Annotated in this window: 14 protein-coding genes and 1 pseudogene; 6 read left to right on the plus strand and 9 right to left on the minus strand. The window is 68.2% G+C overall.

The window, feature by feature from the left end:
• Nucleotides 1–23: 23 nt before the first annotated feature.
• Nucleotides 24–659, minus strand: a complete 636-nt coding sequence (locus tag F3J10_RS16515; RefSeq protein ID WP_167242497.1) for a hypothetical protein — start codon at nt 657–659, stop codon at nt 24–26.
• Between the two features lie 189 nt (nt 660–848).
• Here F3J10_RS16515 and F3J10_RS16520 point away from each other — a divergent pair, with 189 nt between their 5' ends.
• The 3 genes from F3J10_RS16520 (at nt 849) to F3J10_RS16530 (ending at nt 4,377) form a co-directional block, all read left to right on the plus strand.
• Entirely contained in the window at nt 849–1,505 is a 657-nt protein-coding gene (locus tag F3J10_RS16520; RefSeq protein ID WP_167242511.1) for a M24 family metallopeptidase, read from the plus strand.
• Between the two features lie 202 nt (nt 1,506–1,707).
• Nucleotides 1,708–2,646 (plus strand): 2-hydroxyacid dehydrogenase, encoded by a 939-nt coding sequence (locus F3J10_RS16525; RefSeq protein ID WP_036054186.1) that lies wholly within the window; start codon nt 1,708–1,710, stop codon nt 2,644–2,646.
• A 567-nt stretch (nt 2,647–3,213) separates the two neighbouring features.
• The gene (locus tag F3J10_RS16530; protein WP_167242498.1) at nt 3,214–4,377 is read left to right on the plus strand and encodes a porin; all 1,164 of its coding nucleotides are present in this window, start codon (nt 3,214–3,216) and stop codon (nt 4,375–4,377) included.
• A 106-nt stretch (nt 4,378–4,483) separates the two neighbouring features.
• Here F3J10_RS16530 and F3J10_RS16535 read toward each other — a convergent pair whose 3' ends face one another.
• Both F3J10_RS16535 and F3J10_RS16540 read right to left on the minus strand, forming a co-directional pair.
• Entirely contained in the window at nt 4,484–5,818 is a 1,335-nt protein-coding gene (locus F3J10_RS16535; RefSeq protein ID WP_167242499.1) for a dicarboxylate/amino acid:cation symporter, read from the minus strand.
• 24 nt (nt 5,819–5,842) lie between these two features.
• Nucleotides 5,843–6,253 (minus strand): RidA family protein, encoded by a 411-nt coding sequence (locus F3J10_RS16540; protein ID WP_047837990.1) that lies wholly within the window; start codon nt 6,251–6,253, stop codon nt 5,843–5,845.
• 177 nt (nt 6,254–6,430) lie between these two features.
• Here F3J10_RS16540 and F3J10_RS16545 point away from each other — a divergent pair, with 177 nt between their 5' ends.
• Nucleotides 6,431–7,402 carry an ornithine cyclodeaminase family protein gene (locus F3J10_RS16545; RefSeq protein ID WP_167242500.1) on the plus strand — a complete coding sequence of 324 codons (972 nt, stop codon included), beginning with the start codon at nt 6,431–6,433 and terminating at the stop codon, nt 7,400–7,402.
• Between the two features lie 22 nt (nt 7,403–7,424).
• Here the strand turns inward: F3J10_RS16545 and F3J10_RS16550 are convergent, their stop codons facing one another.
• The gene (locus F3J10_RS16550) at nt 7,425–8,555 is read right to left on the minus strand and encodes a DSD1 family PLP-dependent enzyme (protein ID WP_167242512.1); all 1,131 of its coding nucleotides are present in this window, start codon (nt 8,553–8,555) and stop codon (nt 7,425–7,427) included.
• Between the two features lie 286 nt (nt 8,556–8,841).
• On the opposite strand from F3J10_RS16550, the gene F3J10_RS16555 reads away from it, so the two are divergent.
• On the plus strand, nt 8,842–9,816 hold the full coding sequence (locus F3J10_RS16555) for a threo-3-hydroxy-L-aspartate ammonia-lyase (RefSeq protein WP_166913376.1): 975 nt from the start codon (nt 8,842–8,844) through the stop codon (nt 9,814–9,816).
• A 90-nt stretch (nt 9,817–9,906) separates the two neighbouring features.
• Here F3J10_RS16555 and F3J10_RS16560 read toward each other — a convergent pair whose 3' ends face one another.
• The 5 genes from F3J10_RS16560 to F3J10_RS36295 form a co-directional block, all read right to left on the minus strand.
• A complete protein-coding gene (locus F3J10_RS16560; protein ID WP_167242501.1) occupies nt 9,907–10,851 on the minus strand; it encodes a LysR substrate-binding domain-containing protein in 945 nt (314 codons plus the stop codon).
• A gap of 73 nt (nt 10,852–10,924) precedes the next feature.
• Nucleotides 10,925–12,841, minus strand: a complete 1,917-nt coding sequence (locus F3J10_RS16565; protein WP_167242502.1) for an SMP-30/gluconolaconase/LRE-like region family protein — start codon at nt 12,839–12,841, stop codon at nt 10,925–10,927.
• Nucleotides 12,842–13,087: 246 nt separating this feature from the next.
• A complete protein-coding gene (locus F3J10_RS16570) occupies nt 13,088–14,395 on the minus strand; it encodes an Nramp family divalent metal transporter (protein ID WP_167233529.1) in 1,308 nt (435 codons plus the stop codon).
• Between the two features lie 87 nt (nt 14,396–14,482).
• The gene (locus F3J10_RS16575; protein ID WP_025100051.1) at nt 14,483–15,739 is read right to left on the minus strand and encodes an oxalate decarboxylase family bicupin; all 1,257 of its coding nucleotides are present in this window, start codon (nt 15,737–15,739) and stop codon (nt 14,483–14,485) included.
• A 1,233-nt stretch (nt 15,740–16,972) separates the two neighbouring features.
• The gene (locus tag F3J10_RS36295; RefSeq protein WP_240154564.1) at nt 16,973–17,188 is read right to left on the minus strand and encodes a hypothetical protein; all 216 of its coding nucleotides are present in this window, start codon (nt 17,186–17,188) and stop codon (nt 16,973–16,975) included.
• A gap of 31 nt (nt 17,189–17,219) precedes the next feature.
• On the opposite strand from F3J10_RS36295, the pseudogene F3J10_RS36535 reads away from it, so the two are divergent.
• Nucleotides 17,220–17,342: pseudogene (locus F3J10_RS36535) on the plus strand (hypothetical protein); the annotation flags it as partial.
• Nucleotides 17,343–17,370 lie beyond the last annotated feature (28 nt).

Consider the following 17,370-nt stretch of genomic DNA (forward strand, 5'->3'; position numbering starts at 1 on the left):
TGGCTGCGGCGCCGTCGCCCGCCTCAGAGCAGCGATCCGGCGACGGCGACATCCGGCTCGGCCGCGACGGCGGCATGGCGGGTGGGGGCTCGACGCGCCGCACGGCGCGGCGCGGCGGGAGCTTGGGGGGAGTGTCCATCGGCAGCCTCCTTCGAGGGGCGCGCGGCGGCCAGCGTGTCGCGCGTCCGGCTTTCGAGCACATGCTCGACGCACAGGCCGATCAGCTCGGCGTCGAGGCGTTCCAGCGAGAGCGCCGCCTCGCGCAGCGCGGCGGGGCCGGCCGAGGGCGGCGGCGCGAAGATCACGTCGCGAAAGGTTTCGGCGCGCGTGACGCGCTCGACCAGCCCGCGCAGCTCGGCGAGCCGGCGAAAGCGCGCGCGTTCCGCGCTCAGCACCAGGGCGGCGAGCAGCACGTCGAAGCGCAGCGAATCGACCGCCGCGTGCCCCGCATGCGCGGCCGCGGCGGGGTAGGCCGCCTGCGTCCGGGCGTCGGCGAACAGCGCGACGAAGCGCACCAGGCTGCCGCGCAGCCGCGCGAACGCGTCCACCACGTCGACGATCAGCGCCGCGCGTTCGGTATCGTCGCGGCGCCGCACCGGCACGATCCGCGCCGACAGTTCGCCATGCCGGACCTCATCGTCCGTCCATTGTGTTGACATGCTCATGCACCTGTCGCGCCACGCGCGGCCGCGGGCCCGAACAGCGGGCCACCGCGCCGCCGGCACGATCCTGTAGATCGGGGTTGCGAGATGTCACGTAATATACAGCAGAATATAACGATGCCGATATCCGCGGCATGTCGGGATCGGCGGACCCGTAACCAGGAATTCGAGGCGATGGAAGACAGGATGGACGACGGCAGGCAGGCGGTGGGCGAGCATTTCTCGATGGCGGCGATGGAGCATGCGCGCGCCATGACCTGGCGCGCGGTGGACGCGATGGCGCTGGAAATCGGCGTGGGGATGCGCGAATCGGAGGCGAACGCACGCTGCAAGGCGTTGCTGCATGAGATGGGGATGGATCGCCTCTGGCACCCGATCCTGATCCGGTTCGGCGAGAACACGCTGAAGACCTTCAAGGAGCGTCCCGGGCACGACCCGGTGCTGGCCGCCGACGACATCTTCTTCGTCGATCTCGGCGCGGTCTGGGACCGCCACGAGGGCGACGCGGGCGCCACCTTCGTGGTGGGCGGCGACGCGGCGATGCAGGCCTGCGCGCGCGCCGCGAAGACGGTGTTCGACGAGGTGGCCGAGCATTGGCGCGTCAGCGGCGCGGGCGGCACCGAGCTCTATCGCTACGCGGCCGAGCGCGCCGAGGCGCATGGCTGGCGCCTGAACGTCGATATCAAGGGCCATCGCGTCAGCGATTTCCCGCACGCGATCCACAAGGCCGGCAATCTCGGCGATTATCCCGGCGTGCCGGCTTGCGGGCTGTGGGTGCTGGAGATCCAGATCGCGCATCCGACGCGGTCGTTCGGCGCGTTCTACGAGGATCTGCTGATTTGAGGCGAGGTGACGGGCGCCGCTGAATCGCGGGGCGAGGCGATTGCATTGGAATTCGGGTGGCTTCGTCGGCGCATTCCACCATGACGTCGAATGTGACGCCGCATTCGCATCGCTCCGGCTTGCTGCCATTTACCCGCCAGCCGCGCGCCAGCCCCTGCTTGCTACACTGCCCGGCATCCCCGCCCGTTCCCGGTGAATCGCGATGAAGCCGACCCTGCTGGTCCTGATTCCGCTGCGCGACGACGCGCGCGCCGCCATCGCCGCGCAGTTCGACCTGATCCATGCCCCCGACGAGGCCTCGCGCGCGCAGGCGGTGGCCGAGCACGGCGCGAAGGTCGAGGCGGTGCTGACCAACGGCAGCACCGGCCTCACCGAGGACGAGCTCGCGCGCCTGCCCGGGCTCGTCTTCCTCAATGCGCTCGGTGCCGGCTACGAGAACCTGCCGGTGGCGGCGGCACGCCGACGCGGCATCGCGATCGCGCACGGGGTGGGCGCCAACGACGATTGCGTGGCCGATCACGCTTTCGCCCTGCTGCTGGCGACGGTGCGCGGCGTGGTCCGGCTCGATGCCGCGTGCCGGGCCGGCGTCTGGCGCGACGCGCTGCCGATGCAGCCGAATTTCTCCGGCAAGCGGATCGGCATCGTCGGGCTGGGCCGGATCGGCGCCAAGATCGCGCGCCGCGCGGCCGCCTTCGATCTGGAGATCGGTTATCACAACCGCCGGCCGCGCGAGGGCGCCGAATTCCGCTACTTCCCGGCCGTGGTCGAGCTGGCGCGCTGGGCCGACTACCTGGTGGTCGCCACGCCCGGCGGCGCCGACACGCGGCACCTGATCGACGCGGCGGTGCTGGCGGCGCTCGGCGCGCGCGGTTTCCTCGTCAATGTCTCGCGCGGCAGCGTGGTCGACACGGCCGCGCTGGCCGCCGCGCTGCGCGACGGCCGGATCGCCGGTGCCGGCCTGGACGTCTATGAAGGCGAGCCCGAGCCGCCCGCCGAGCTGGTCGGGCTCGATTCGGTGGTGCTGACGCCGCACGTGGCCGGCACGTCGCCGGAGGCGCGCGATCGCACCATCGAGCTGTTTCTCGAGAACGCCGCGCGCCACTTCGCCGGGCAGCCGCTGCTCACGCCGCTGCAAGCCTGAGCGCCGGCTCAGGCGAGGTGACGAAGGGCGGCTTCATGCGAAGCGAAAGGCCGGGCGCGCGAATGGCGTCCTTCCCGGTTTCCGCGCAAAACCCCCTAGAAAAGCCCGATTTCCTGCGGAAAACCGTATCGAAACGCATGACGCGAAGCGGCGTATCGAAATGCGAAGCGCCTGCGAACAGCCGCTTCGCGAGCCTCGATCCGCCACACTTCCTGGCATCGCGCCGCCCGCTTTCTCCGTGACAACCCTTACGGATTGCTGCTTCCTGTTTGTTTTTGTGCCTTCGCCAACGCCGAAAACGATGCAATTTCGCAACTGATTCGACAGCGAATCGACACTTCTCTTTGGCCTGGCGAGCCGAGGCAGTACACTCGCGCCGCGGTCATCCCGACATCCACCGCGCCGATACCGGCCAACGCGGCGACACGTTCGCGCAACCGGTTCGGGCGCTGCCGGCACAACCGGCCATCGCTTCGATAACACTCAATTCACACCGCACCAGATTCGGTGCTGCCTCGCTCGCCGTGCTCGCGCACGGCCCGGCAGCGCCGTTCGCAGGAGACGACCTTGCTCAAGAAAATGACCGCCGCCGCGGCAATCGCCGCTTTCGCTTCCCTCGCGCACGCCCAGAGCAGCGTGACGCTTTACGGCCTGATCGACACCGGCATCAGCTACGTCAACCACAGCGCGGTGGGCACCACCGGCTCGGCCAAGCGCTTCAAGTACGACGACGGCGTGGCGCAGGGCACGCGCTGGGGCCTGCGCGGCTCGGAAGACCTCGGCTCCGGCCTGAAGGCGATCTTCCTGCTCGAGAACGGCTTCAACACCGGCACCGGCGCGATCAACCAGGGCGGCGCGATGTTCGGCCGCCAGGCCTATGTGGGCCTGTCGAAGAACGGCATCGGCTCGCTGACCTTCGGTCGCCAGTACACGTTCTCCACCGACGTGCTCGGCAACCAGTATTCGGCCGGCACCAACACCGTCGCGGGCAACTACGCGTACCACATCAACGACTTCGACCAACTGGTGAACAGCCGCATCAACAACGCGGTCAAGTTCTCGTCGGCGAACTTCTCGGGCGTCACCTTCGGTGCCCTGTACGGCTTCTCGAACCAGGCCGGCGCATTCAGCGGCTCGGCGCCGGTGAACGGCTCGACCGGTTCCTCGCGTGCCTACAGCTTCGGCCTGAACTACGCGGCGGGCGCCTTCTCGATCGGCGCGGCCTACACCGACATCAGCTACCCGACCGCCGAAGTCCCGGCCTTCCCGACCTCGATCGCCAACGTGGCGGCGGGCGGCACCGGCGGCGGCAAGGACCTGCGCACCTTCGGCGTCGGCACGCGCTACCAGCTCGCCAACGCGGCCCTGTTCGCGCTGTACACGAACACCCGCATCGAGGCGCTGAACGGCGCGACCACGGCGCTCGACGCGGTGGACGTGGGCGGCCGCTACAACTTCACGCCGGCTCTCGCGGGCGGCCTGGCCTATACCTACACGCGCATGCACGACGCGTTCGGCGGCCACTGGAACCAGGTCGACGCGAGCCTCGACTACGCGCTCTCCAAGCGCACCGACGTCTACCTGCTGGCGATCTACCAGAAGGCCTCGGGCCGCAACGGTGCACAGGACGTGCAGGCGCAGATCGGCTCGAGCACGGCCTTCTTCGGCCCGTCGGGCAACGGCACCAGCAACCAGGTGGCCGCGCGCGTGGGTATCCGCCACAAGTTCTGACGTCCTGATCGATATCGCTTCGGAGGGGCCGCTCGCGGCCTGTCCGGAACGAGACAGCGCCGGTCCCGCGCGAGCGGGCCGGCGCTTTTTCATTGGCGTGGCGATATCAGCGCGGCTGGGCTTCGACGGGCGTCACCACGTCCGCCTGCACAAGCTCGGGCGGGTTTGCCGCCTCGGCCTCGGCCTGGCCCTGGCCCGGCTCGACGCGCGGCCCCAGTTCGCCTTCCCACTTCGCCAGCACGGCGGTGGCGATGCTGTTGCCGAGCACGTTGGTGGCGGTGCGCCCCATGTCGAAGAACTGGTCGATGCCCATCACCAGCAGCAAGCCCGCCTCGGGCAGGTGGAACATCGGCAGGATCGCCGCGACCACCACCAGCGAGCCGCGCGGCACGGCGGCCATGCCCTTGCTGCTGATCATCAGGATCAGCAGCATCGAGACCTGCTGGCCCAGCGACATCGGCACGTTGAAGGCCTGCGCCACGAAGATCGCCGCGAAGGATTGATACACCATCGAGCCGTCGAGGTTGAACGAGTAACCGAGCGGCAGCACGAAGCCGACCAGCCGCTTGCGGATGCCGAAGCGCTGCAGCACCTCGATCAGCTTCGGGTAGGCCGCCTCGCTGCTGGCGGTGGAGAAGGCGATCATCACCGGCTCGCGGATCGACACGGCCAGCTCGCGCATGCGCGGGCCCAGGCAGGCGCGGCCGATCGCGTACAGCGCGAGCCACAGCGCGGCGAGCGCGACATAGAACCAGCCGATCAGCTTGCCGTAGGTGAGGATCACCGCCAGCCCCTGCACCGTCACCACGCCCGCGATGGCCGCGAAGATGCCGAGCGGCGCGAAGCCCATCACGGCATGGGTGGCCAGCAGCATCACCTCCACCAACCCGTCGATGGCGCCTTTCAGGAAGCGCCCGGGCTCGCCGCGCAGCTTGCCCAGTGCGATGCCGAAGAAGGCCGAGAACACCAGGATCTGCATGATCTCGTTGTTCGCCATCGCCTCGGTGATGCTGCGCGGGAACAGGTGGGTGAGGAAGTCCTTCAGGTTCAGCGCGTCCGTCTTCAGGTGGGTGGACTGGCTCGCGGCGGGCAGCGCGATGTCCAGATGCGCGCCCGGCTGCGCGAGATTGACGAAGGCCAGGCCCAGCGCCAGCGAGACCAGCGAGGCGCAAGCGAACCAGCCGATCGCGCGCAGGCCGATGCGGCCGATCGTGCCGGCGTTGTCCATGCTGGCGATGCCCGACACCAGGGTGGCGAACACCAGCGGCGCGATGATCATCTTGATCAGCCGCAGGAAGATGTCGGTGACGATCGCGAAGTTTGCGGCGATCGCGTTGGCCTCGGCGGCGCTGCCCGCGGCCAGGTGGCAGGCATAACCGACCGCGACGCCGAGCGCCATCGCGAGCAGGATCCAGCGGGTGAGCTTGCGTTGCGGATTCATCTCGGGACTCCTGATTGACGGGGCTCAGGCGGGACGCGCCAGCGCGACGGCCTCGACCTCGACGGCCGCGCCGTAGTGCAGCTCGCTCACGCCGGCCACCGCGCGCGCCGGGCGATGCGCGCCGATCCACTCGGCGTAGAGGCGGTTGAAGACCGGCCACATGGCGATATCGGTGACGTAGACACGCACCTGCACCAGCGCCGCGCGCGTCACGCCGGCTTGCGCCAGGCAGCCGTCGAGATTGGCGAGCACCTGGCGGACCTGTTCCTCGAAGGGGCGCGCGGCGAGCGGCTCGCCGGCCGCCGACACGGGCAACTGGCCCGAAACGTGGACCAGGCCGGCGGCCACGCAGACATGCGAGTAATGGCCGGCGGGCGGCGCGATGCTCGCGCAATTGGCGGTGAGGATCGGCAGGGCCGTATCGAGTTCGGACATGGTAGGGACTCCGGAGGAATGGACGGGCGGCGGCGAACGGATTCGTGAACTGGACGAAATATACAATAATAGAAAAAATGTACAATAGCGGGAATGACCGATTGCCGCTCGGCAACGGGCGCGCCAGGATGGCGTGCCTCCGCGCGAACGAAACATGGATGAGGACGGAGCCCGACGATGAGAAACCAGGCCGAATTGCTGCTGCTCGACAAGAACGTGGTGGAGCGCCTGCTGACGCCCGATGACGTGCTGGCCGCCGTCGAGACCGCCTTCGACCTGCACCGGCGCGGCGCCGGGCGCGTGTTCCCGGTGATCCGCGAGCCGCTGGCCGGTGGCGGCGTGTTCGGCATCAAGGCCGGCGACGTGCCCGACGAGGCGCTGCTCGGCTTCAAGGCGGCCGGCTTCTGGCCCGCCAATCGCGGCCTGGGCGGCGAGCCGCACCAGGCCACCGTGATGCTGGTCGATCCGGCCACCGGGCGGCCGCGCTGCGTGATCGACGGCAATGCGATCACCACCATGCGCACCGGCGCGGCGGGCGCGCTCGGCTTGCGCGCGCTGGCGCGGCCCGACAGCCGTCGGCTGTGCGTGTTCGGCACCGGCGTGCAGGCGGGCGTGCAGCTGGATTTCGCGCTGCGGCTGCTGCCTTCGATCGATTCGGTGGTCTATCTGACGGCCGCGCGCGAGCCCGATCCGGCCTTCGAGGCGCGCTTCGGCGCGCGCTGCGCGATCTCGGCCGCGCGCGATGCCGATGCGGCGGTGGCCGGCAGCGATATCGTGATCACGGCCACGCCGGGCGGCGGCGCGCTGTTCGGGCTGGAGGCGGTGCGGCCCGGCACGCACCTGAACGCGGTCGGCGCCGATACCAAGGGCAAGCGCGAGCTGCCGGCGGGCTTGCTCGACCGCGCGCGGCTGGTGGTCGACGATCGCGCGCAGGCGCGCCAGATCGGCGAGGCGCAGTGGGTGCCCGAGCGCGAGTGCGCCGAACTCGGCGAACTGCTGGCCGCGCCCGGGGCCTTCCCGCGCGGCGCCGACGAGATCACCGTATTCGACATGACGGGCCTGGCGCTGCAGGACCTGACCGTGGCGCGCATGCTGCTCGAGCGCGCCGAACAGGCGCGGCTCGGCACGCGCGTGGCCTGGCCCTGGTGAGGCGGGAGGCGCTCGGCCGCGCTTACCAGCCGTAGAAGCGCGGCCAGGTCTGCACCGAGCCGTCGGCCGCGATCGCCTGGTACTCGGGATGCTGGGCGCCGGTGGCGCAGGCATGGTTCGGCAGGATCCGCAGCCGCGTGCCGATCGGCAGGCGCGTGGCGATCTCCCGATCGGGCTCGCCCACGCGCTGCAGGATGCCGTGCTCCTGGTTCGCGCTGCCGAGCAGGTAGCCGTCGAGCACGCTGCCGTCCTCGGCGCATACCAACCCGTAGCCGAAGTCCCGCGCCTGGCGCTGGGTGCCGCGATCGCGGCTCATCGCCATCCAGCCCGCGTCGACGATCGCCCAGCCTTTTTCCTCCTGGTGGCCGATCACGGTGGTCAGCACGCTCAGCGCGATCTCGTCGGTGCCGCACACGCCGACGTTGTGCATCACCAGGTCGAACATCACATACACGCCCGCGCGCACCTCGGTCACGCCCTCGAGCCGCTCGGCCGACAGCGCGGTGGGCGTCGAGCCGATGCTGACCACCGGGCAGGGCAGGCCCGCCGCGCGCAGCCGCTCGGCCGCCAGCACCGCGCCGGCGCGTTCCTGCTCGGCGATCCGCACCAGGTCCTCGTGGCGGTGATAGTCGTAGCTCGACCCCGCATGCGCGAGCACGCCGCCGAGCTGCATGCCGCCGTCCACCAGCGCGCGGCCCACCTCGATCAGGCGCTCGTCGGCGGGCGCGAGGCCGGAGCGATGGCCGTCCACGTCGATCTCCACCCACACCTCGAAACTCGCGCCCTGCTCGCGGCCGAAGGCGGCGATCGCCTTGGCCGAAACCAGGCTGTCGGCCACCAGCTTCAGGTCGCAGCCGCGCCGGATCAGCGCCAGCGCCTGGGGCAGCTTGCCGGGCACCATGCCGACCGCGTAGACGATGTCGTCGATGCCCTGCGCGAAGAACTGCTCGGCTTCCTTGAGCGTCGAGACCGTGATGCCGCGCGCGCCGGCCGCGAGCTGGGCGCGCACCACCGGCTCGCACTTGGTGGTCTTCACATGCGGGCGGAAGCGCACGCCGAGCGCGTCCAGGCGCTGCTGCATGCGCTCGATGTTGCGCTGCATGCGCGGCACGTCGATCAGGGCCGACGGGGTGGGGAGCGTGTCGATTCGCATCATGGGATCCTTCGGGGAGCGCGGCGCCGGGCAAGGCCCGGCCGCGTCGGGTTTCGGTTCGAGCATGATAGGGGCGCCGCGCCGCGCCGGGATTAAGCGCCGCGAAACCGGGCATTCAACGCGCCTGAATGCCGGCGCGCCGCCTTCTGTCTTAAGCTGCGGGTTCGATGCGCGGTTCGCGCGCCTTCATCGAATTTGACAAAAAGTATCGATTTGGACAAAATATCTCGAATCCGGTCCAGCCGACCGAGCTCGATTTCCATCGATCCGTCCCAGTGAGCCCCTCATGAGCCAGCCGAACCTCCCGACCTATGCCGATGTCGCCGCCGCCGCCGAACGCATCGCGGGTCACGCCCACCGCACGCCCGTGCTGACCTCGCGCACCGTCGACGAGGAACTGGGCGCGCAGGTCTTCTTCAAGTGCGAGAACCTCCAGCGCATGGGTGCCTTCAAGTTCCGCGGCGCCTTCAACGCGCTGTCGCGCTTCAGCGAGGCGCAGCGCAAGACCGGCGTGGTGGCCTTCTCCTCGGGCAACCATGCGCAGGCCATCGCGCTGTCGGCCAGGCTGCTCGGCATGCCGGCCACCATCGTGATGCCGCACGACGCGCCGGCCGCCAAGGTGGCCGCCACGCGTGGCTACGGCGGCCGCGTGGTGATCTACGACCGCTACCGGGACGACCGCGAGCAGATCGGCCGCGCGCTCGCCGAGAAGGAAGGCCTCACGCTGATCCCGCCTTACGACCACGCCGACGTGATCGCCGGGCAGGGCACGGCGGCCGCCGAGCTGTTCCAGGAAGTGGGCGCGCTCGACGCCGTGTTCGCGCCGCTCGGCGGCGGCGGGCTGCTGTCGGGCACCGCGCTGGCCACCCGCGAGCTGTCGCCGGGCGCCGAGCTCTACGGCGTCGAGCCGGAAGCCGGCAACGACGGCCAGCAATCCTTCGCCTCGGGCTCGATCGTCCATATCGATACGCCCAAGACCATCGCCGACGGCGCGCAGACGCAGCATCTCGGCAATCTGACCTTCCCGATCATCCGCCGCGACGTGAACGCGATCCTGACCGCCAGCGATGCCGAGCTGGTCGAGTGCATGCGTTTCTTCGCCTCGCGCATGAAGATGCTGGTCGAGCCGACCGGCTGCCTGTCCTTCGCGGCGGTGCGCCAGCGCAAGGCGGAGCTCGAGGGCAAGCGCGTGGGCGTCATCGTCAGCGGCGGCAATGTCGACCTGGAGAAGTTCTGCGCGCTGATCGGCGCGGCGGGCTGAAGTTCGCGGGGGGCCCTGCGAGGTCCGCCGCGCCATCCATGCCCTCGATGCAAACGGGAGGTCGTTGCGAGTGCAACGACCTCCCGTTTTTCATTGCGCCGCAGTGCCGGCCGAGCGCCGCCACGGCGGCGGATCGAGCGCGCGCCTGGCGGCCTCGAGGAACAGGCGCTGGCGGATCGTCAGCTGCCGGCGATCCGGCACCAGCGCCATCACCGGCGCCGGCGCGAGCCGCCAGCCCGGCAGCACGCGCACCAGCCGCCCGGCCGCGATCAGCGGCGCCGCATCCCATTCCGAACGCTCGATGATGCCCAGGCCCGCCGCGGCCCAGTCGCTGATCACGGTGCCGTCGTTGGAGCCGAGCAGGCCGCTCACGCGCACCGTCACCGGCTTGGCCGGTGGCGCGCCGCGGCGGGGCGGCACGTCGGGCGTGAAGCGCCAGCGCAGTTGCTCCTCGTCGTTCTCGCGCAGGCACAGGCAGGGGTAGCGGGTCAGCTCGGAGGGATGCGAGAGCACCAGGCGCCGCGCCAGCTCGGGGCTCGCGCACAGCAGCCGCTCGTTGGGCGCGAGATGGTGGCCGATCCAGGACGAGGCGCGGATCTGGCCGATATGCACCACCACGTCGGCGTCCGGCGCGGCCGCGAAGGGGTTGTCGGCCAGTTGCAGCGAGATCTGCAGCCGGGGATGGTCGCGATGCAGGTCGCGCACGATCGGCGCGACGTGGGCGCGGCCGAAGCCGAACGGCGCGACGATGCGCAGCTTGCCGCCCACCTGGCCGCTGTCGCCGGCCAGGCGCGCCGGAATCGACTCGATCCGCTCCAGCAGTTCGACGGCTTCCTGCAGCAGTTGCCGGCCTTCCTCGGTCAGCGTCACGCCGCGCGCCTCGCGCAGCGCGAGGCGCAGCCCGAGCCGTTCTTCCAGCCGCTGCAGGCGCGAGGTCACGGCCGGCGGCGTGAGATCGAGCAGGCGCGCGGCGGCGGCCAGCGAACGCGCGGCGCCGAGCGCGCGGATCATGCGCATGTCGTCGAGGTCGAGCAAGGGCGTTCCGGTATCGATGGGTCGGGAGAGGGCGTCGTGCCGGCCGCTCGTCCCGTCCGCTCGGGCGAGCGGATCAGGGCGTCCACCGGTACACGACGATGCTGGAGCCATTGTAATTGTCCTTGGTCAGCACGTACTGGCCCGTCGAGCTCAGGTAGGCGCGCAGGCCGAACATCGAGTCGACGTCGTTGCCGACATCCATCGAGGCGGTATTGGTGTTGACCAGGGTGGTGACCAGGCTGCCGGTGGCGAGGTCGAACACGTCGATGTTCGGCACCGTGTGCACGTAGCCGACGAACAGGTAGCGCCCGGCCACGGCGATCGTCTTCGGGTTCGGGCTCGCCAGGTCGATCACCGGGTTCGGCGTGCGATTGCCGGCCATCCAGCCATGATAGATCTCGATATGGCCGTTCATCGCGGTCCAGTCCCAGAAGCCGGCGAAGCCCTGCGCCAGCACCATGGTGTCGGTCGAGCTCTGGTAGATCACCCGCGAGGTCGGCTGCGAGCTGGCCGGCACCGGCATCGCCACGCCCTTGCCCCAGGACGGCGCGCCGCTCGCGTTGAAGCCCGCGAACGGCCAGTGCGTGACCTGGCTGGAGCCCTGCAGACCGGCCCAGACGTCGCCGTTGTCGTCCAGGCAGAAGCCGCCCGTGACGATCGCGCTGGCGCCGAACAGCTTGCCCGGCAGCGAGCCGTCGGGGATCGCGATATAGCCGCTGGCGGCGGGGTTGAAGTGATAGAAGTTGTAGATGTCGGGGTTCTGCCCGTTGGCCACCAGGATGCGGTTGCCGCCGACACTGACCAGTTGTCCGAAATGCTGGCCGCGCTGGTAGTCGGTCATCGACAGGCGCGGATCGTTCGGGTAGGCGAAGGGATCGACCGTGTTGGCGACGAAGTTGCCGCCGCTGCTGCCCGAATAGATGTTCATGCCGCTGTAGAACAGCGCGCCGTCGGTGGCCGGGTCGGGCGCGGCCAGCGCCTCGAAGTTCAGCGCCTGCAGCTTCCAGACCAGGTTGCCGTTGCCGTCGTAGGCCTGCAGGTCTGTGGGGCCGTTGCGGCCCAGGTCCCAGCCGCCGCCCCAGGGATTGTTGAGCACGTAGAGCGTGCCGGCCGCGTCGCGGCCGATGCCCACCACGCGCGTGAAGCGCTTGTCGCCCACCTGGCCCTTGATGCCGGTGGTGGTGTCTAGGTAGCCGCCCGTCACGCCGAAGGTGCCGGCCAGGGTCGGCTGGCCGGTCACCGAATAGCGCTTGATGTTCATGTCGGGGCCCGAATCGCCCACCATCAGCTGGCCGGTCGGCGTGTCGTAGTAGAGCGCCGAGGGGCGCGCGCTGGCGCCCATCTGGATGGTGTTGAGCAGGGCGCCGGCCGCGCTGTACTCGACGATCGTGCCGGTGTTCTTCTGCGCGATCCACAGGTTGCCGGCCGCATCGAGCGCCAGCGCGCCGGGGCTGGCGATCTGGATGTCGCGCTGCCAGACGCCGTCGGTGCTGAACACGCGAACGCGGTTGCCGAAGTAGTCGCTCGCGTACAGTGTGGTGCCGACCGTGGCCAGTCCGGTGATCACGTCGTACTTGCTGATGTTGCTCCACACGCTGACGTTGATGGTCAGGTCGCGTAGCCCGGTGGAGCGGTTGTAGCGGCCGACGAAGCCGCTCTGGTTCTTGCCCTGCAGCGGCGTGAAGATCGAGGTGGCGTTGCCGGTGATCGCGCCGCCCTGGAACTCGGCATGCGTGCCGATCGAGCCGAGCGTCTTGCCGTTCTGGTAGACGCCCACGCCGCCGGCATTCTCGTCCCAGAACGAGGCCGTGTAGACCACGCCTTCCGGCGCGATCCACAGCGAGCGCGCGCCGTTGCCGACGTGCGAGGCGATCGTGCCGTAGGTGTTGGCGATCCAGTCGGTGGCGTATTGCGCGTGGCCGAGCGGGGCGAAGGCGGCCAGGCAGGCGGCGGCGATGGCGGCGGCGGCGCGAAGACGGGGCTTGGACATGTGAGGTCTCCTGACGAGGGGCGGGCGGCGAGGGCGGGGGCCGACAAACGTCAGACAGATATCACAGAGAAATCGGAAAAAAATTCCGCAGCCTCGAATCGGGCCGCGCGGGGCGCGGGAAAGCGGCGATTGTCACGGTTTCGTGACAGACCTGTCGCCCCGCTGACATGTTCATGTCGGGGGCGACAGGGGCGATGGCGTGCCCACCAGGTTCAGTGCTGCCGATTCATTTCGGAGCACGACGCGTCATTGCCAGGCGGCCCAGATCAGATAGCCGTTCAGCGCGAGGATCAGCAGCGTCGCGGCGGCCGCCACCGCGAGCAGCGCGCGGCCCGGCGCGAACGCGCCCATCAGCTCGCGCCGCGCCGAGAGCACCAGCAGCGCGATCATCGGCATCGGCAGCACGAAGCTCAGCACCACCTGGCTCAGCACCATCGCATGCGTGACGTCGCAGCCGGCGGCCACCACCGCGAAGGCGGGCACGATGGTGATCGCGCGGCGCAGCCAGATCGACAGGCGGCGATGGATGAAGCCCTGCATCACGATCTGCCCGGCCATGGTGCCGACCACCGAGCTGGAGATGCCCGAGCTCAGCAGCGCGACCAGGAACAGCGCGCCGGCGGCCGGCCCGAGCACGGGGATCAGGGCGTGATAGGCCTGGCCGATGTCGCTCATGCCGGGCGCGCCGTGATGGAAGGCCGAGGCGGCGGTCAGCACCATCGCCAGGTTCACGCCGCCGGCCAGGCCGAGCGCGACCACCACCTCGCGGTTGGAGAAGCGCAGCAGGCGGCGGCGCTCCGTGTCGTTGCGCGGCGCGGTGCGCTGCTGGGTGAGCCCCGAATGCAGGTAGAGCGTGTGCGGCATGATGGTGGCGCCGATGATGCCGACCGCCAGCGTCAGCGCGGTGCGATCGCTCAGTTGCGGCACCACCAGGTGCCAGGCCACCGAGCCCCAGTGTTGCGGCGCGATCAGCAGCTCGCCCAGGTAGCTCGCGCCGATCAGGCCGACCAGGGCCGCGATGGCCGCCTCGAGCGGGCGGAAGCCGCGTTTCTCGAGCAGTAGGATCGCGCAGGTGGCCAGCGCGGTGGCCACCATGCCCGCCATCAGCGGCAGATGGCAGAGCAGCGCGAAGGCCAGCGCGCCGCCGAGGAACTCGGCCAGGTCGGTGGCCATCGCGGCGATCTCGGAGGCGATCCACATGGTCCACACCAGCGGCGCCGGGAAGTGGTCGCGGCACAGCTCGGCCAGGTTGCGGCCGGTGACGATGCCGAGCTTGGCCGACATCGCCTGGAACAGCATGGCCACCAGATTGGCGGCCAGCACCACCCACAGCAACTGGTAGCCGTAGGCGGCACCGGCCTGGATATTGGTGGCGAAGTTGCCGGGGTCCATGTAGCCGATCGAGGCGACCACGGCCGGCCCGACGAAGGGCAGCAGCGCGGCGAGCCCGCGGCGGCGCCCTTCGAGCACGGCGCGCGCGGCCTGTTCGGTGCGTTCGGTGGAAAGGCCCGGCAGCGCGAGGCCGGCGGCAAGTTTGCTCGGAATGGAGGACATGTCGTATTGGGATTCTGGGCTGGAGGGAGGGCCTGTCTCGGTCTCGTGGCGCGGCCGGCGGGAAGGCGCCGGCCGCGCCACGGCGCATCAGAGCGGCACGACGTCGGGGCGCGTGCGCGGGAACTGCGCGATCACCTCGGGCGCGAGCTTCAGGTGCGCCTCGACCAATTGCGGCGGCGTGTGGGCCAGCCAGTCGGACAGCGAGACCTCCTGGTAGCGGTCGGTCTTGAAGATCTCCAGGAACACCAGGTCGGTGGTGCCGGTGTTCTGCACGTAGTGGCCGAGGCTCTTCTTCACGTAGCCGATATCGCCGGCGCGGAAATCGGCCGTCATCGCCTTGGGGCCGGTATCGAACACCGTCATGCGCGCCTCGCCCTGAATGTAGTACTGCCATTCATCGGCGTTCGGGTGCCAGTGCAGCTCGCGCATGCCGCCCGGATGAACGGTCACCAGCGCCGCGGCTACCGTCTTCGAGGCGTTGAAGTTGCTGCTGTCGGCGATCCGCACCTCGCCGCCGCGCGTCTTCACCAGCGGCCGCAGGTCGCCGAGCGAGAACACGAAGGGATAGGGCGGCGAGCCCTTGGACGAGGCGGCGGCGCGCTGCGCCTCGGCCAGCGGCCCCGGCATGTCGCCCTGGAAGATCCACAGGTTGTCGGTCGGGATGTTGCGAAACGAATCGGCCGGCACGCCGAAGTTCAGCGCCAGCACCTCGGGCGGCGTATGCGCGATCCAGTCGGTCAGCAGCAGGGTATTGAATTCGGAAGCCTTGCCGTCGTCGAAGGCGATCATGAACTCGCAGCCGTCCGAGCCGATTCCCTGCAGCGAATGCGGCAGCCCCGGCGGGAAATACCAGAGGTCGCCCTGCTTCACGTCGGCCACCTGCGGGCGGCCCAGTTCGTCGAGGATGGTGATCCGGCAGCGGCCGTCCAGCATCACCGCCCATTCGGCTTGCTGGTGCCAATGCATTTCGCGAATGCCGCCGCGCGTCAGGCGCATATTCACGCCGGAAATCGTTTCGGAAATTGCAAAATCGTCTTGCGTAACCTGGCGTGCCCAACCGCCATTCTGGATTCGCTTATGCGCGTTATTGAACGAGGACCAGAATAAGGGCATGCCGTCCACGTCGGTGGCGGGCGGATCCTGGAATGCGGGGAATTGATTGGCGAGCGGCGGATTCTTCGGGCCCGGGTCCACCAGGCTACGCGGATTGGCGGCATTGATCGCGCCTTCCGGCGGGCTGTCGGGATTGCCGAAGGAAGCGGCTTTCGCCGAGGCGGCGACGCCCGCCGCGGCGAGCGCGCCGGCCGTTTGCGCGAGCATCTTGCGACGTTGCAGATTGGTCATGCCTGACTCCGTTATGGGTTTCGGGATTGCGGGGATGCGAATTGCCATTCGAATTTCAAGCGAGTAATTCGGGGTGGTGAATTCGTGTGACAAGTTAAATGCAAATCCGATGAAAATAAAAATGAATAGTTGAAATGGATTGATGACTTTCCCTGATTCGCCTTTGGTTTGTAATTCGTGTGATGAGGTGTTGATTTTTATTTCAATGTCGTTAGTTGTTTTGGAATATATCGATTGTTGATGAATTTGGTTTTATTGTTTCGATTGTTGAGTCGATATGCGGTGAGGTGCGCGGATCGGGCGCCGGTAGCTGAAGCAGGGCGCCGGTAGCGCAGGCAGGAAGCGAGCGTTCCGAAAAAGAGGGAGGTGTGTACGGTGAGGTTCGTGGAGTCTTTGTTTGCCGCCGTGATTCGGTCAATAAGACGATTCCTATAGGAAAAATAGGACTATCCAAGTCCATTTCTCATGTTTCATAATTTCGCCATGTCGATCCGGATTGATGGGTCGACTGATGCCGGTTCTCCTAAGTCGCTTGATTAATTCGATTACCGTCGAATGGACGCAATCATTGCGTCGGCCTCGTTGCGCCTGCGCTTCGGGGAATGAACGATATGCCAGCTTCTGGCGGTTGCATCTGGTATCTCGAAATGCGGATGGCATGTCGTCTCCGCTCGTCTCGGCCCGGTTTTACCCGGCCGCCTGGATGTGGTCGCCACCCAAGATGTGGTGAATATTTTTTATTGAAGACATAAGAAAGGTCGTCGTGAATAAGATATATAAAACCGTTTGGAATGCGGCGCTGTCGTCATGGGTGGCGGTGTCGGAAGTCGATGTGTTCAAGGGAGGCGGATGTCGTGCCGCGCTTTCGCCGGTCAATTCGCGGCGAGAAATCCGGCTCGGCCTGAGCAAGATGGCCGTGGTGGTACTCCTTTGTTACGGAGGTATCGAATCCTCCTGGTCGGCGGCGATCGTGAATTGCGCGGAGAAGGGGGACCACGCCTATGGATCATGGGGGGGGACGGGAGAGTCGCTCGCATGGACTCGCAACGAACGTCAAACGATGCCGTTCGGAATGAAATGCGGCGGAAGTGGCTTCTATGTCGGGGAGGACAAAGGGGGGGCGGATGCGCCAAAGAAGGGCGATGGTCCCGCATTTATAGCGATAGGGCGGATGGAGCCGAATAAGAAAGACGAGAAGAACAAAGACGTGTTGGGGAAAGGCAAGGTAGCGATTTATGGCCCGACGGGCGTCGCTTTGGACAGCAATGGACCCATCACGCTGAGTGGCAGCGGCATCACGCTGTCGAGCGGTACCGAAGGCATGTCGCTGGTGGGAGCGGGCGGCATCGCGCTGTCGAGCGATACCAAAGGCATCTCGCTGACGGGAGGGGGCGGCATCACGCTGTCGAGCGGTACCAAAGGCATCTCGTTGACGGGGGGGGACGGCATCACGCTGTCTGGCGGTGACAAAGGCATCTCGGTGAATAACGGACGGATCACCAATCTTGCCGATGGGACGGGAGATCAAGATGCGGTCACCAAGTCGCAATTGCAGAAAGCCATCGATGGCAAGACCGCGTCGTCGTTGAACAGCCTGAGCACCATCAACAGCAACGTCAGCTCGCTGTCTT

Source organism: Burkholderia sp. Cy-637 (assembly GCF_011753175.1).
In the GTDB taxonomy this organism is placed as follows: domain Bacteria; phylum Pseudomonadota; class Gammaproteobacteria; order Burkholderiales; family Burkholderiaceae; genus Burkholderia; species Burkholderia gladioli.

What these genes read in the sequence shown, in the direction of transcription:
- F3J10_RS16515 (WP_167242497.1), bottom strand. Translation starts at nt 659, where the DNA reads ATGTCAACACAATGGACGGACGATGAGGTCCGGCATGGCGAACTGTCG.
- F3J10_RS16520 (WP_167242511.1), top strand. Translation starts at nt 849, where the DNA reads ATGGACGACGGCAGGCAGGCGGTGGGCGAGCATTTCTCGATGGCGGCG.
- F3J10_RS16525 (WP_036054186.1), top strand. Translation starts at nt 1,708, where the DNA reads ATGAAGCCGACCCTGCTGGTCCTGATTCCGCTGCGCGACGACGCGCGC.
- F3J10_RS16535 (WP_167242499.1), bottom strand. Translation starts at nt 5,818, where the DNA reads ATGAATCCGCAACGCAAGCTCACCCGCTGGATCCTGCTCGCGATGGCG.
- F3J10_RS16540 (WP_047837990.1), bottom strand. Translation starts at nt 6,253, where the DNA reads ATGTCCGAACTCGATACGGCCCTGCCGATCCTCACCGCCAATTGCGCG.
- F3J10_RS16545 (WP_167242500.1), top strand. Translation starts at nt 6,431, where the DNA reads ATGAGAAACCAGGCCGAATTGCTGCTGCTCGACAAGAACGTGGTGGAG.
- F3J10_RS16550 (WP_167242512.1), bottom strand. Translation starts at nt 8,555, where the DNA reads ATGCGAATCGACACGCTCCCCACCCCGTCGGCCCTGATCGACGTGCCG.
- F3J10_RS16555 (WP_166913376.1), top strand. Translation starts at nt 8,842, where the DNA reads ATGAGCCAGCCGAACCTCCCGACCTATGCCGATGTCGCCGCCGCCGCC.
- F3J10_RS16565 (WP_167242502.1), bottom strand. Translation starts at nt 12,841, where the DNA reads ATGTCCAAGCCCCGTCTTCGCGCCGCCGCCGCCATCGCCGCCGCCTGC.
- F3J10_RS16570 (WP_167233529.1), bottom strand. Translation starts at nt 14,395, where the DNA reads ATGTCCTCCATTCCGAGCAAACTTGCCGCCGGCCTCGCGCTGCCGGGC.
- F3J10_RS16575 (WP_025100051.1), bottom strand. Translation starts at nt 15,739, where the DNA reads ATGACCAATCTGCAACGTCGCAAGATGCTCGCGCAAACGGCCGGCGCG.
- F3J10_RS36295 (WP_240154564.1), bottom strand. Translation starts at nt 17,188, where the DNA reads ATGCCGTCCCCCCCCGTCAACGAGATGCCTTTGGTACCGCTCGACAGC.